Genomic DNA, 13,595 nt, shown 5'->3' on the forward strand with positions numbered 1-13,595 from the left:
CAAATGGTCGCCCGGATGGGGCGGCTGCGGTCGACGGATCCCGCTTGGACGCTCAAGCTCCGTAATGCGATGCCGATGAAAGCCCCTTCCGAACTCGCCCCGACCGCCGCGGACATGCCGAACATCCTGCTTTCAATTAGGCACGCCTTGGAGGCTCTCGCCGTGCTGGCAGAGCGCGACAGGGTTGACATCACGGTCGCAAGCCAGACCCACAAAATTCTGGAGGTTGCTCCTACGACTACCGCTTCGAAGTACGCCCCTGCTGCGGCGCCCGCAGTGCAACCTCTCCTAAGCACGTATCGAGAGATAATCGGCCACACCAACGCTGCGCTTTCCTACCTGGATCAGGCAACGCTGGACACCGCCACTCCGCTCCATCGACCGCACTTCACAGCGGCGATATCCACACTCGATCGCCGCCGGGATCCCGCCACCATCGCCGCCATGTTCGACAGCGCTCTGGATGCGGACCCCGGACGAACGTCGGATCAGCACAGCACCGCCGCCACGACGCCGCGCTCGCTCAGCGGATCCAGCCAGAGAACCTCGAGAAGGCCATAGTCCATAACCCTGCGGTCACGGATGCTCATCCCTGCTGTTATACGGAGCGACGGTCTCTGAGAACGTGTTTGAGAAGGGCTAATTCGTCGGCTTGTCGATGACGTACCGCTGTTGGCGTGTAGCGGCGCCGCCCCGGGTGAGGCGGCGCGCCATGCCGCTGATGGCCGCCCAGCGGATCATGGCCTCGGCGGTGGCCGGGTGACGCTCATAGTCGCGCGCCAGGCGGCGATGGCTGGTCAGCCAGGCCAGCGACCGTTCGACCACCCAACGCCGCTCGATCACCGCGAAGCCGATCTGGCCGGGCGCCTTGCGGACGATGTGTAGCACGGTGCGCAGGACGCGCTGGGTCCACTCCACCAGCATCCCGGCGAACCCCGCGTCGGCGAACACGTACCGGACCGGCGTGACCAGGTACATGGCCAGGAGGGTGGTCTTCGCGCCGTCGCGGTCTTGGACGGAGGCGGCCATCACGCATACGACCAGCAGCAACCCGAGGGTGTCGGTGACGATGAACCGTTTGCGCCCGTTGATCTTCTTGCCGGCGTCGTAGCCGCGGGACTCGCGGCCGACGGTGTCGGCGCCCTTGACGCTCTGTGAGTCGATGATCCCCGCGGTCGGCTCCTCGGCCCGCCCCTGCGCCGTCCGGACCCGCCGCCGCAGTACGGCCAGCATCTGCTCGGTGACCGTGGCTTCCTCCCAGCGGACGAAGTACCAGTACACGGTCTGCCAGGGCGGGAAGTCGAACGGCAACTGCCGCCAGGCGCACCCGGTGCGGACCACGTACAGGATCGCGTCAACGAGGTCGCGGCGCGGGTGCTTTTCCGGCCGACCGCCCGTGCTGGGCGCGGGGAGCAGCGGCTCGATCAGCGCCCACTGCGCGTCGGTCAGATCGGAGGGGTAACGGCGCTCGCGTGGCACCAAGCCATGATCGCGACTCCTCGGCCGTCACCGCGACGAGATACCGAGACCGTTACCAACCCTTCTCAAACACTCACTGAGACGGTAGGCGCCTCCAGACCGTCGCGCGTCCTCGCAGATGAGCTCAGCCAGCTCGCCACGACAGCCGGTCATCGCGAGACAGCGCGAGCGCTGCCCGCGATGACTGCGTGGTCCTTCGAATCGCTCCGGCTATACCGCGTTGAGCTGTGCCACTCGACGGCGAACATCGCGTCCTGCCTGGTCGCGCAATACGCAGGCTTCGCCGCGGAGGGCACGAAACGCGGTGAGGGCCGCCACGCCGACGACTGGCACGACATGCATCTCCGCTGGCCACCGCGCGCCCGCCTCCACAACGACGTCTGAGAAACCGCCTCGCGCCGGTCGAGGCCTTACATGAAGGAGAGCGATCAATGAGCGACCACACCCGCGAGGCGGTGCACGTGCTGCGGCGCGCCGTTGAGTCCGAGCGCGACTTCCCCGGCTGGCTGGCCAACGTGCTGGCCACGGTCGCGGACGATTGCGAGGACGGCAGCTACACCCTGATCGCCGGACGGCCGGGCTCGTGGGAGGCCACCCACGTGTCGGAGCTCGCTGAGGGCGGCGTGGTCCTTCACGACAACGAATAGCCGGCGAACCACATCAAGGAGGAAGAGACCCGAAGGTGCTGCAAGACAGTGGCGTCGACGCTGTTCGGCGGCCGACCGGCCTGCGACACCGGTGGGCGGGCGAAGCAGTCAGCCAGCGTGGCGCTGAGATCACCCAAAGATCCCCACTTCGACCGCGCTGCCGATGGAGCAGCAAAAGATGTTGGTCGCCGTGACAGGGGGCCGGTGCCGAGCTCAGCCGCACCAATCAAGTGAGCCGTCCGCGGTCCAGTACCTCGACGTACATGATCTGCTTTCCGATGACATCCACTGCGAGCATCCTACGGCGGGGCGTGAGCGCGATCATCCGGTGGCCGGGCCCGTAGGCGCCGTCAGGCGGCGGAGCGGTGTAGAAGCTTTTGCAGAAGCGATCTCCGCAGTCGCACCAGGAGTGGAACCGCAGGCTCTTCACGGAGGCGGCGAGTTTCTTCTTCCTGCGGATGCGCAGCAGCCGGCCTCAGCTCGGCGGCAAGCTGGGGAAACACCTCCCTGACGAGCTGTCCTTGCATGACGTCCATGATCCAAGGTTAGAAGAGCGGCCGTGTCGCGGTTTGACGGGCGCGTGGATGCCGGGTGAGGGTTGATCTTATGGCCGCCGACTTCACCCCGGATGTACTCACCGACGTCATGGCGACCGCGTGCCGTACGGCCGGGCTGGATCCGGCAGAGGCCGAGCTGCTGCGACTAGGTGAGAATGCCATCTACCAGCTCGCGTCCGAACGCGTCGTCTTGCGGATCGCTCGCGGACCTGAGCGACTGCCGGTCGCGGAGAAGGAGCTGTGCGTCGCGGCCTGGTTGCGGGCATCGGGCGTCCCCGCTGTCGAGCCGTATGACGAGATCGCGCAGCCACTCGTCGTCGACGGCTATCCCGTATCATTCTGGAAAGCGGTCACACCCACCGGTCCCCCACCGGGCCCAGCCGACCTCGCGAACCTGCTCCGCCAATTCCATAACGCCGGCGACGCGCCCTGTGAGCTTCCGGAGTTCAACCCGCTCTACCAGGTGGAGCCTCGGCTTGACGCGGCGAAAGCCGTACGCGATGAGGACCGGGACTTCCTCCGTACACGATGCCGTGAGCTGGTCAAGCGGTATGCCGAACTGGAATTCGTCCTGCCGTACGGCCCCATCCATGGGGACGCGCACGTAGGTAACCTTCTCCGCGCCGACGCAGGCGTTGTGCTGCTGGACTTCGAGGTCGTGGCGCGCGGACCGCGGGAGTGGGACCTGGTTCCGACTTCGGTTTCCGGTGAGCGTTTCGGCCTGCCGGAGGAGCAATATCGGGCATTCTCGAATGCCTACGGGTTTGACGTGCGCAGCTGGTCGGGCTACACGGTTCTTCGGGACGTTCGTGAAGTGACCATGACGACCTGGCTCATGCAGAACGTCGGCGAGGATCCCCGCATCGCCGAGGAGTTCGCGCTCCGAGTCAGGTCCCTGCGCGAGGGAGACCGCGACGTTGTCTGGCATGCGTTCTAGACGGCGCGCCAACAGCAAACGACTCTTCGACCCGCCTGCGCAGCGCGACTGCGTGCGGCTGACCAACATCTACGCGACCCCGTGGCACCTCCCGCAGGACAAAGACCTGGCCCTGCCGGGCGAGCATCTGCGGCTGGGCCGGCTGGAGGAGTACTTCACCAGCTCTGCCGAGCAACTGCCGAAGGTGATTGACCGCATCGTTCTCGACCACGAGCAGATCACCTTCCGGCGCTGGGACCATACCCGCTCGCTGACCGGCGCTCGGCTATGGCTCCTCGCGGTCCCCTCCGGGCAGATCGTGTCCGTGCTCAGCCTCGACGTCCGCTGCGAGATGGCGGGCACCGTCGACCTGCTTGAGGACTGCTACTACCTCGATGTGAAGGTCGGGGACCAGTCGATCACGACTCTGGCAGCCGAGACGCTCGACGTGGATGGCGCCTTCCTTCCTGAGCGGCACCAGATCGCCTTCGGTCCCATGCTGTCCGCGGCCAAATGCGACGACATCGTCCAGCGCGTGATCTACCGCAGCGACCTTCCCTATCGGAAGGAGTTCAGCGCGATTACCTACCCCTCCGAGCTGAACCGGCGCCCGGACACGGTGGCCGCGGTCGGGCCGTACGTTAGCGTCCTTTGCGGGCAGCAGGACTACGTGGAAAACACCGTCTTCCTGTCGGCGGTGCAAGGAGTGGCGAGTGCGGCACGGTTACGTGAGATCCGGACTGCGGCCTATTCCGCGGTGGCCACCTTCCGGAGTGGCGAGCGCACACACCATGGCACGCAGGTCCGGCGCAAGACCCTGGAACGGCTGAGCGACCAGCTCGGAGACATGGAACTTGAGCTCAGCTACAGCGTCGAGGCGACGGCGGACCTCGGACTGCTCGTCCCCTCGCTCCGCGTGGTGGGCTACCACGAAGCGCTGTACGCCGCGATGGGCCTGGTGGACAAGGCCGAGACCGTCGCCAGGATGCTGCGCCGGCTGGAGCGCGCCATCGCCGCCGAGTTGACGGCGATCGAAAGCCTCGAAAGACGCGCCGACGAGGACCGGCGGCTGCGCTGGACCGTCGCGATCGGATTCGTGTCGACCGTCGCCGTGCCGGTGGGCCTCGTACTCGCGTTTCTCGGCATCAACGCCCGCGAGGTGGACAACCACTGGTCCATGTTCGACAGCCACTACCTCGCGGTGTACCTGCTCGCCGTCATCCTCGTGCTCATCGGGGCACTGGTGTCGGTCGCGCTGTACATGCAACAACGCCGCGCGATGCGGCGCAACGGCTGGCCACACGAATCAGCCGACTGATGCACCGGCCGTCTATTTGGAGAGGCGAAGGCGCGCGGCCACAGCCGCCACGACAGACCGCAGGCGGTAGCGCAGCCACACCGCGTTCGCCGGCCAGCAGTGGCGGCACAGAGCGCCAGGCCGGATGAAGCGCCTCACGCCTGCACCGTACGCGCCGACCCGCCGGGAAGTCAGCCGATTACGGCGAGAAACGTGGTTGCGGAGACCAACGGCGAATGCTGCCAGTACGTCCGCGTGTTGCGCGGTCTCCAGGTCCCGGGCCCTCCGTGCGTGCTTGACGACGGGAAGCAGGTCGAATCGGTAGGGGCCCTTGCTGTAGGACAAGCGCGTGTGGCTCCATCTACCGGCATGGCTGGACTGAACCGCGCCGAGTTTGATGGAGGCCGGGTTAGTTGGCTCCGGCGAGGATAGCCGGGGTGATCCCTGTTCGGTAGAGGGCTTCGAATTCGGCGGGTGGAAGGTCCTGGCAAGCGCTGTGAAGCCGCTGGTTGTTGTACCAGTCCACCCATTCCATGGTGGCGATCTCGACATCGTCCGGGCCCTTCCAGGGGCCTCGTCGGTGGATCAGCTCCGTCTTGTACAGCCCGATGGTGCTTTCGGCGAGAGCGTTGTCGTAGCTGTCGCCGCGTGAGCCGACCGAGCAGACCGCGCCGGCGTCGGCGAGACGCTCGGTGTAGCGGATCGACAAGTACTGACACCCCCGGTCGGAGTGGTGTACCAGGCCGTTCACTGTTCCGCCGCGTCGCCAGATCGCCATCTCCAACGCGTCCAAGGGCAGATCGGTGCGCAGGTGGTCGGCCAACCGCCATCCAACGATCATCCGCGAGTACACGTCGATGACGAACGCAGCGTAGACGAACCCCGACCAGGTATGGATATAGGTCAGGTCGGCAACCCACAGCTGGTTGGGCACCGAGGCGGTGAAGTCGCGCTCGACCAGATCGCCAGGCCGCGGCATCTGCGGCTCGACGATCGTGGTCCGCTTCTTGTGATCGCCGCGGACCGCACCGGTCAGCCCGAGTTGTCCCATCAGCCGCGCGACCGTGCAACGGGCCGCGGTGACTCCCTGGCGGGTGAGTTCCTTCCACATCTTGCGCACGCCGTACACCTCGAAGTTGTCGTTCCAGACGCGGATGATCTCGGCCTTGAGCTCCTCATCACGCACCGCCCGCGCCGAGGGCGGGCGCGTCTTGGCCGCGTAATAGGTAGAGGTCGCCACCTGCAGGACCTCGCAGATCGGCTCGACCCCGAACCGATCCCGGTGAACGTCGATGAAGGCGACTACCTGGGCGGTCTCGGGTCGAGTTCCTTCGCGAAAAAAGTGGCCGCGGCCTTGAGGATCTCGTTGGCCCGCCGCAGCTCACGGACCTCCCGCTCCAGCTCAGCGATCCGCTGCGCGTCCGCGCTCGAGGTACCGGGCCGCTGCTTGTCGTCAATCTCGACCTGGCGAACCCATCCACGTAGCGCCTCGCGGTGGACCCCGAGCTGGTCGGCGACCCGCGCGATCGCGTCGGGAGCCTGCCCAGTCTGCTGCCGGATCTCAAACACCATCCGCACCGCGCGCTCGCGGAGCTCTTGGGGGTACTTCCTCGGGGCTGGCATCGTGCGACATTCTCCCTTCCGCCAGCAAGATCATGCTGGCTTCAGGGCCTCCATGAAACCCGGAGCGGTTCACGTATGAGTGGGGCGCGACTCGCGGCATGTGCGGACGTGGCCCGTTGACTCTGACACCGTGTCAGGAGCCAGGATGGAGCCGTGTTCAGCATCGGAGAGTTCGCCGCACTTGGCCGCGTATCCGTGCGCATGCTGCGTCACTACGACGCGATCGGGCTGCTCAGGCCGGCCGAGATTGACCCGGCCAGCGGATACCGCCACTACCAGGCCGACCAGCTGCGCCGGCTCAACCGAATCATCGCCCTGAAGGACCTCGGCCTGACTCTCGAGAAGGTCGCCGACATCCTCGATGACAAGGTCGGCGTCGCCGAACTGCACGGCATGCTCCGGCTGCGCAGGGCACAACTGGAAGCGCAGCTGTCCGCCGACGCCGCCCGGCTCACCCGGGTCGAGGCACGGCTAAGCATGATCGAAGAGGAAGGGCATATGAATACCGAAGACGTGGTACTAAAGCAGGTCGCGCCCGCCCGCGTCGCCGAACTGTCAGCGCCGGCTGCCAGCTACGAAGGTGAGGACATCGGCCCGGTGATCGGACCGCTGTACGAGGAGATTTGGCGGCGTATGGAAGTCGCCGGGGTTCGTCCATCCGGGGCACCGATCGCCTACTACGTGGCTGCCCCTGGGCCAACCGGGGACGGGCAGGCTGTGATGGTGCATGCGGCCGTCGAGGTGGCGCGGGACACCAGCGCCGACTGGGATTTCGACGTGCTGGATCTGCCAGGCATCGAGTCCGCCGCGACGATCGTGCATCGTGGTCCGATGGACGAGGCGGACCGCAGCATGCAAATCCTGGCCCGGTGGATCGATGACAACGGGTACAAGCCGGTGGGTTACGCGCGGGAGGTGTGCCTGCAGTTCGACCGGCAGAACCCGGCTAACTGGGTGCACGAGTTCCAGCTCGGCGTGTCTCGGACATAGGTCGCAGGGCACCGGCGCGTCGACCGTCCGCACATCCGCTGGTCGAGCACTCGTGCGTGCTCCCGCTCGACCAGCGGCATGAGAGGGCGTTTCGAGCACTGATGCCCGCCCTTGGATGGACGGCAGTTCTCGCTAGCTTAGGCGGGTGAAGTCCATGATCCAGTTGGTCTCCCAGGTCTCCTCGCCGTCGTAGGAGAACGCCTGCTCCCAGCGGCAGGATGTGGGCGTGATCGCGGACCAGAGGAACCGCACCCGGATCGCCCGGCCCTCCCATGAGTCGTCGGCGAAGAACCGGCCCACCCCGTCGTCGCCGAACCGCCCCACGCAGGGAATCGGGTCCATGCCGACCCTGCCGTCGATCCAATGCAGGGACCACAAGTCCGTCTTGGGGTCGTAGAGCCGGACGGTCGCCCCGCTGTAGCCCTTGGTCGAGAACGTGATCTCGTCGAAGTTGCCCGCGCCATCGAAGAAGCTGCGGACGACCGACCGGGCCGGGAGCTCCTCCCATTCGTCATTGCCGACCCCGCGCCTCAGCAGCTTGCGGTTGGCGACGTCCCAGGTGCCGACCAAGAAGTCGAAGTTGTTCACAGTCCCACCAATCGGGCCGGGCGAACGTCGGCCATGTACGCGTCGAGGTCCGGCTCGTCGGGCACCAGCATGTGCCGGACGAACGACGCCCGCTCGTGCTCAAGTGCGGGCAGCTCCCAGACGCATCCGACGAAGTGTCTGGTCTCGCGAATGAAATGCGTGGGGTCCTCGTCCGGGCACCCAAGTGCGGGCTGACCCGCCGCGGCCACGTGCGCTTCCACCACGTTGTCCCACGACCATGTGTAAACGAGCAGGTAAGCACCGGTGTCCCCGCCCCGGTGGAGGACGATCCAACCGGTCGGGGAGTCGTGGGCGGGCGGCGGGACAAGCTGAGGAGCGAACTCGTACGCCGCCTTCTCCACCTCGCACTCCAGCTCGTGGCCGGGCCCGTCGACGTGATAGCACTTGTACGGTCGGCCGTTGATTCTTACCGGGTCCACAGGCCGCATGTGCTTCTCGATGAATGCCATGACCGGACCATACGAATGATCCACTGACACGTATTGTCAGTGGTATGCGAGCTTCTCGGCTTCTGTCCGTACTCCTGCTCCTTCAGGCCCGTGGCCGCATGACGGCACAGCAGCTCGCCGACGAGCTGGAGGTCAGCGTGCGCACCATCTACCGGGACGTGGACTCGCTGCACGCCGCGGGGATTCCCCTGTACGGCGAGGCCGGACACGAAGGTGGTTACCAGCTACTCGACGGCTTCCGCACTCGGCTGACCGGGCTGACCGAGAAGGAGGCCCAAGTGCTGTTCCTCGCCGGGCTGCCCGGCCCCGCCGCCGACCTCGGCCTGGGCGCGCTCGCCGCAGCCGCCGAGCTCAAGATCGAGGCGGCGCTCCCTGCGGACCTACGTGAAGGCTCCCGCTGTATCCGCGAGCATTTCCACCTGGACGCGCCCGGCTGGTACTACGACGGCGACCAGATCCCCCACCTTCCGGCCGTCGCCGACGCGGTCTGGAACAAGCGGATCATCCACGTGCTCTACCACCGCTGGCGCGAGCCGTACGAAGTCAAGCGCACGCTGGAGCCGTACGGACTGGTCCTCAAGGCGGGCAAGTGGTACCTCGTCGCCAGGTACGAGGGGACGATGAGGACGTACCGCGTCAACCAGATCCTCGACCTCCAGGTGGCGGACGAGACTTTTACTCGCCCCAACGGCTTCGACCTCGGCGCTTTCTGGCGGAACCACCTGGTCGACTTCCGTGCGCGCCTCATCCAGGGCCATGCCGTCATACGGCTGTCACCGGCCGGCAGGGAGCGACTCACCGAGTGCATGAGCTCCCAGGTGGTCAACGCAGTGGACGAGACAGCATCGGCCCCCGACGACCAGGGCTGGGTCACCGCGACGGTCCCGATCGAGTCGCTGATCCATGCCCACGGCGAGTTCCTCAAGCTAGGCGCGGAATGCGAGGTACTCGACCCGCCGACCCTCCGCGCCAAGCTAGCCACCACAGCAAAGGCCCTCGCCTCGCTCTACACGTGACTCATCGGCAGAGCCGGACGTGACCCGCATTCGGATCTCCGACGCCCGCCCAGCGGCATGAGCGGTCGCCTGTAAGGCGTCCGTGCTGCAGGACCGCGAAGTTGCGGCGGCGGGTCACCTCGACCACCTGATGTAGTCGAGGCAGGTGCACATGGTCTGCCCGGGCGATGTGGGCACGTGGTAGCAGCGGTCGGGTCGATGATCGGCCAGGCGGTCACTGGCGCTCCTCGCGCCAGACCCGGAGCTCCTCGCGCCAGACGTTGAGCCGGGCCTCGTGTGTCCGCGACGCCGGGACGGTGCTGTTGGCGAGAGTGCAGTATTCGCCGGGCTGAGCGCCACAGAACGGGCAGACGACGAACGTGGGAGACGGGCTGCCGTCTGCGGGTGGTAGGACGATCGGCATGGGGTCTCCGTTCACGTCGGGTCGGTGATCGGCCAGGGGTGCCCCGGGCAGCGTCACCATGATGTTCAGCCAGCCGGTCGCCTCTTGGGACAGGGCGGCGGGTCGGGTGTGAGCACGGCGAGTCACTCCGAAAGTATGCCTTTCACTGTCTGACGCCATAGGCCCATGCTTGCCCCCCTGTGGAGTCTGGGCAACCGCTCATCGGCAGAGTCGGACGACGGCGCAACAGTCGAAGACCACGCGCTTCGCGGCAAAGTAGTGCGTTACATCTGAGTGGTCGAAACGGCGCCCGAGTATGGGCCCCGGATGACATTCCCACGCGTTGTCGATCCGGGGGCGGGTCGTTCGTGTAGCTGGTGACGGGCCGGCGATGGTTGGCCTCTGCACGCAAGGAGAGCGCGATGGGCAAGCTCGTTGTGGTTGAGAACGTGACGCTCGACGGGGTCATGCAGGCACCGGGCGGGGCCGACGAGGATGCGCGGGGTGACTTCCCGTACGGCGGCTGGGCCCACCCGTATGCCGACCACGTCATGGCCGAGACGATGGGCAAGGGTATGAGCGAGGACGGCGTGATGCTGTTCGGCCGCCGCACGTATGAGCAGTTCCACGGTTTCTGGTCGAGGCAGACTGATGGAAACCCGTACACCGAGGTGCTCAACCGCAAGCACAAGTACGTCGCCTCGCGGCGCCTGGCCGAGCCCCTCCCTTGGAAGAACTCGTCCCTGCTGAAGGGCGATGTGGCCGACGCCGTGGTGGCGCTGAAGCGCGACGTCGAGGGCGACCTGGTCGTGCTCGGCAGCGGCGAGCTCGTGCGGTCGCTGGCCACAGCTGGCCTGGTCGACGTCTTCACGGTGTCGATCCACCCGCTCACGCTGGGTATGGGGACGAAGCTGTTCGCCGAGGGAAAGGCCGGATACGGCACGTTCGAGTTGGTCCAGGCTGTGCCGACGACGACCGGCGTGATCATCGCGACCTATCGCCCTACTGCCTGAGAGGATCACGTGACATGAGGCAGTACCTGGTCAGCGTTTACCAGCCCGACGGCGACCCGCCGTCGCCTGAGGTCCTCGCCCCGATCATGGCCGACCTCGGCGCCCTAGCCGAGGAGATGCGGGCCGCCGGCGCCTGGGTCTTCTCCGTCGGCCTCCACCCGGCCAGCACCGCGACGGTTGTCCGCGACCGTGACGGCGAAGCGCTGCTCACCGACGGCCCGTTCACCGAGGGCAAAGAGCACCTCGGCGGCTTCACTGTCATCAACGCGCCGGACCTCGACGCCGCCTTGGCGTGGGGCGCCAGGATGGCCCGCGCCTCCACGCTGCCGGTCGAGGTGCGGCCCGTCGCATGAGCGCCGATATCGAGCGGATCTTCCGCAAGGAGTACGGCCGCGCTGTCGCTGTCCTTGTCCGCGTCTTCGGCGACATCGATGTCGCCGAAGACGCGGTCCAGGACGCGTTCGCCACGGCCGTGCAGCGCTGGCCGGTCGACGGGGTGCCGCCCAGCCCGGCCGGCTGGATCATCACTACCGCCCGTAATCGGGCGATTGACCGGCTGCGCCGCGAGTCGACGCGGGCCGACCGGCACGCCGAGGCGCTGTTGTTGCGGGCGTCCGACGATGCACCCGATCCCGGACAGGAAGGTCCTGTGCGCGACGACCGGCTCCGCCTGATCTTCATCTGCTGCCATCCCGCGCTCGCGCCCGCCACCCGCGTCGCGCTCACGCTCCGGCTGCTCGGCGGGCTCACCACCGCGGAGATCGCGCGCGCGTTCCTCGTGCCCGAGCCGACCATGGCCCAGCGACTCGCCCGCGCCAAGGGCAAGATCCGCGACGCCGGCATCCCGTACCGCGTGCCCCGCGACGCCGACCTTCCCAACCGCCTCCGCGCAGTCCTCGCCGTCGTCTACCTGATCTTCAATGAGGGCTACACCGCGAGCTCCGGCGACGAGCTCGCCCGCGACGACCTGAGCGCCGAGGCCGTACGGCTCGGCCGTCTGCTCGCGGCACTAATGCCCGACGAGCCAGAGGTGCTCGGCCTGCTCGCGCTGATGCTGCTGATCGAGTCGCGACGACCGGCGCGCACCGACCCCAGCGGCGGCCTCGTGCGCCTCGCCGAACAGGACCGCACGCTTTGGGACCACAAGCTGATCGCAGAGGGTCAAGATCTGCTCAGGCAGTGTCAGCGCCGCAACCAGCCGGGCCCCTACCAATTGCAAGCGGCCATCAACGCCGTGCACAGCGACGCCGCCACGGCCGCCGACACCGACTGGCGACAAATCCTTGCCCTGTACGACCACCTGGCCGCCCTGATACCCACCCCGGTCGTCACACTGCACCGCGCGGTCGCGCTGGCCGAGGTGCACGGTCCGGCTGCCGCTCTGCCGCTCGTAGACGCCCTCGGCGGCCTCGACCGCCATCACGTGCTCCACGCGGTACGCGGCGACCTGCTCCGCCGCCTCGGCCGTGCTGAAGACGCCGCGGCGGCCTACGAGCGGGCCGCCGCGCTCACCGACAACGCCGCCGAGCGCCGCTTCCTCCACTCCCGCGCCGCCCTCTCCGCTTGAGCCACACCGCACTCAACTCGGCATGAGCGCGCGACTCGCGGCATGAGACTGAACCCAGTAGTCCGGCATCCGCCCACCTGGTTTCTCGGCTCACCCTGCCCAGGTGGGGCGCCATCGGACGATCACATCGCCGACCACCGGATGTGGCACCGCTACGGCGATCCTCCCGAGAAGGCCACTACTTCCCGCCGGGCACCTGGTCCTTGACCTCGTCGTAGCCGACCTTGGTGGGTGCCTCGGTCGGCGAGTAGATCACGCGGATCACGCCCGTCGGAAACGCCTCCGTCGCCGTCATTCTCAGGTGGTACGGCGCTTCGCCGTCGTCGAACAGCCTGCGGCCCTTACGCGCCGCCACCGGGTGCACCAGCAGGCGCAGCTCATCGACTAGCCCCGCGGCGAGCAACTGCTGCACCACGGAGATCGAGCCTGGGATGAGGACGCCTCTGATGCCGGCATCGGCCTTGAGCGAGGTGACGGCATCGAGGAGATCGCCCTTGATCAGCTCGGAGTTGCGCCAGGAGAACTCCAGCGGCTGGCGCGAGACAACCACCTTGCGCACGTCCCCGAGTTGCTTGGCGAACGGTGCGTCGTCCCCACCCGCGGCCTCGCGGTCGGGCCAGGCTCCGGCGAAGCTGTCGTAGGTCTCCCTGCCGATGAGCAGCACATCAGCGGTGTCATAGTCCTCGCCGACGGCGCGGCCCATGTTCTCATCGAAGTAGGGGAAGTGCCAATCGGGGTTGATCTCGGCCACACCGTCGGCCGAGATGAACAGCGTGGAGATGACCTTTGCCATCGCGGTGATCCCTTCGAGTCAGGCGGTATCGGTAGGTAGACCGGCGCAGCATCCCATACTCATCGCCGGCCACAGACCCGTCCCGATGGAGAGTCGGCATTTCGAGGTCGGCGTGATGCATCGGCACAGTTTCGTCGACCGGATGCAGATGGGCGACCGGGTTCCTCGAGCCCTGTCGTTCTGTCCCGACCGGTGATGCGTTCAAGGGATCTCGATCAGCCCGCACCCTCTGCGGCAGATCAGTGCGCGTCAAACTC

At 67.0% G+C, this 13,595-nt stretch carries 16 protein-coding genes and 1 other annotated feature; of the genes, 10 read left to right on the forward strand and 6 right to left on the reverse strand.

From position 1 onward, the window contains the following. Positions 1-3 precede the first annotated feature (3 nt). Positions 4-561 (forward strand): hypothetical protein, encoded by a 558-nt coding sequence (locus tag ABH927_RS04950; protein WP_370018468.1) that lies wholly within the window; start codon positions 4-6, stop codon positions 559-561. Between the two features lie 78 nt (positions 562-639). Here ABH927_RS04950 and ABH927_RS04955 read toward each other — a convergent pair whose 3' ends face one another. Then, a complete protein-coding gene (locus ABH927_RS04955) occupies positions 640-1,479 on the reverse strand; it encodes an IS5 family transposase (RefSeq protein WP_370018470.1) in 840 nt (279 codons plus the stop codon). A gap of 180 nt (positions 1,480-1,659) precedes the next feature. On the opposite strand from ABH927_RS04955, the gene ABH927_RS04960 reads away from it, so the two are divergent. From ABH927_RS04960 to ABH927_RS04975, 4 genes are all read left to right on the forward strand, one after another. Then, the gene (locus ABH927_RS04960; protein ID WP_370018472.1) at positions 1,660-1,863 is read left to right on the forward strand and encodes a GNAT family N-acetyltransferase; all 204 of its coding nucleotides are present in this window, start codon (positions 1,660-1,662) and stop codon (positions 1,861-1,863) included. Between the two features lie 47 nt (positions 1,864-1,910). Continuing rightward, the gene (locus ABH927_RS04965; protein ID WP_370018474.1) at positions 1,911-2,126 is read left to right on the forward strand and encodes a hypothetical protein; all 216 of its coding nucleotides are present in this window, start codon (positions 1,911-1,913) and stop codon (positions 2,124-2,126) included. Between the two features lie 591 nt (positions 2,127-2,717). Then, entirely contained in the window at positions 2,718-3,620 is a 903-nt protein-coding gene (locus tag ABH927_RS04970) for a phosphotransferase enzyme family protein (protein ID WP_370018476.1), read from the forward strand. Then, entirely contained in the window at positions 3,610-4,917 is a 1,308-nt protein-coding gene (locus tag ABH927_RS04975) for a hypothetical protein (RefSeq protein WP_370018478.1), read from the forward strand. The genes ABH927_RS04970 and ABH927_RS04975 overlap by 11 nt, the downstream gene beginning before the upstream one ends. 388 nt (positions 4,918-5,305) lie before the next feature. On the opposite strand, the gene ABH927_RS04980 is transcribed toward ABH927_RS04975, so the two are convergent. Further along, positions 5,306-6,519 (reverse strand): IS3 family transposase gene (locus ABH927_RS04980; RefSeq protein WP_370018480.1). Its coding sequence is split into 2 segments (ribosomal slippage): positions 5,306-6,240 and positions 6,240-6,519, totalling 1,215 coding nucleotides; the frame shifts between segments, so codons are not numbered across the junction. Then, positions 6,125-6,241, reverse strand: a sequence feature (AL1L pseudoknot). It overlaps the preceding gene by 117 nt. A 153-nt stretch (positions 6,520-6,672) precedes the next feature. On the opposite strand from ABH927_RS04980, the gene ABH927_RS04985 reads away from it, so the two are divergent. Continuing rightward, entirely contained in the window at positions 6,673-7,509 is an 837-nt protein-coding gene (locus tag ABH927_RS04985; RefSeq protein ID WP_370018482.1) for a MerR family transcriptional regulator, read from the forward strand. A 132-nt stretch (positions 7,510-7,641) separates the two neighbouring features. On the opposite strand, the gene ABH927_RS04990 is transcribed toward ABH927_RS04985, so the two are convergent. Both ABH927_RS04990 and ABH927_RS04995 read right to left on the reverse strand, forming a co-directional pair. Continuing rightward, positions 7,642-8,097 (reverse strand): hypothetical protein, encoded by a 456-nt coding sequence (locus ABH927_RS04990; protein ID WP_370018484.1) that lies wholly within the window; start codon positions 8,095-8,097, stop codon positions 7,642-7,644. Next, complete coding sequence (locus ABH927_RS04995; RefSeq protein WP_370018485.1) at positions 8,094-8,567, reverse strand: hypothetical protein; 474 nt, start codon at positions 8,565-8,567, stop codon at positions 8,094-8,096. Before ABH927_RS04995 ends, ABH927_RS04990 begins: the two co-directional genes overlap by 4 nt. Before the next feature lie 44 nt (positions 8,568-8,611). On the opposite strand from ABH927_RS04995, the gene ABH927_RS05000 reads away from it, so the two are divergent. Then, entirely contained in the window at positions 8,612-9,583 is a 972-nt protein-coding gene (locus ABH927_RS05000) for a helix-turn-helix transcriptional regulator (protein ID WP_370018487.1), read from the forward strand. 214 nt (positions 9,584-9,797) lie between these two features. On the opposite strand, the gene ABH927_RS05005 is transcribed toward ABH927_RS05000, so the two are convergent. After that, on the reverse strand, positions 9,798-10,112 hold the full coding sequence (locus tag ABH927_RS05005) for a hypothetical protein (protein WP_370018488.1): 315 nt from the start codon (positions 10,110-10,112) through the stop codon (positions 9,798-9,800). 275 nt (positions 10,113-10,387) lie between these two features. Between ABH927_RS05005 and ABH927_RS05010 the strand changes: the two genes are divergently transcribed. From ABH927_RS05010 to ABH927_RS05020, 3 genes are read left to right on the forward strand one after another with little or no spacing between them, the layout of a single operon-like run. Then, entirely contained in the window at positions 10,388-10,978 is a 591-nt protein-coding gene (locus tag ABH927_RS05010) for a dihydrofolate reductase family protein (RefSeq protein ID WP_370018490.1), read from the forward strand. 14 nt (positions 10,979-10,992) lie between these two features. Continuing rightward, the gene (locus ABH927_RS05015; RefSeq protein WP_370018492.1) at positions 10,993-11,331 is read left to right on the forward strand and encodes a YciI family protein; all 339 of its coding nucleotides are present in this window, start codon (positions 10,993-10,995) and stop codon (positions 11,329-11,331) included. Next, positions 11,328-12,545, forward strand: coding sequence for an RNA polymerase sigma factor (locus ABH927_RS05020; RefSeq protein WP_370018493.1), 1,218 nt, complete (start codon positions 11,328-11,330; stop codon positions 12,543-12,545). The genes ABH927_RS05015 and ABH927_RS05020 overlap by 4 nt, the downstream gene beginning before the upstream one ends. A gap of 178 nt (positions 12,546-12,723) precedes the next feature. Here ABH927_RS05020 and ABH927_RS05025 read toward each other — a convergent pair whose 3' ends face one another. Then, the gene (locus ABH927_RS05025) at positions 12,724-13,338 is read right to left on the reverse strand and encodes a dihydrofolate reductase family protein (protein ID WP_370018495.1); all 615 of its coding nucleotides are present in this window, start codon (positions 13,336-13,338) and stop codon (positions 12,724-12,726) included. Positions 13,339-13,595 lie beyond the last annotated feature (257 nt).

Source organism: Planotetraspora sp. GP83 (assembly GCF_041262585.1).
GTDB lineage: Bacteria > Actinomycetota > Actinomycetes > Streptosporangiales > Streptosporangiaceae > JAOEGB01.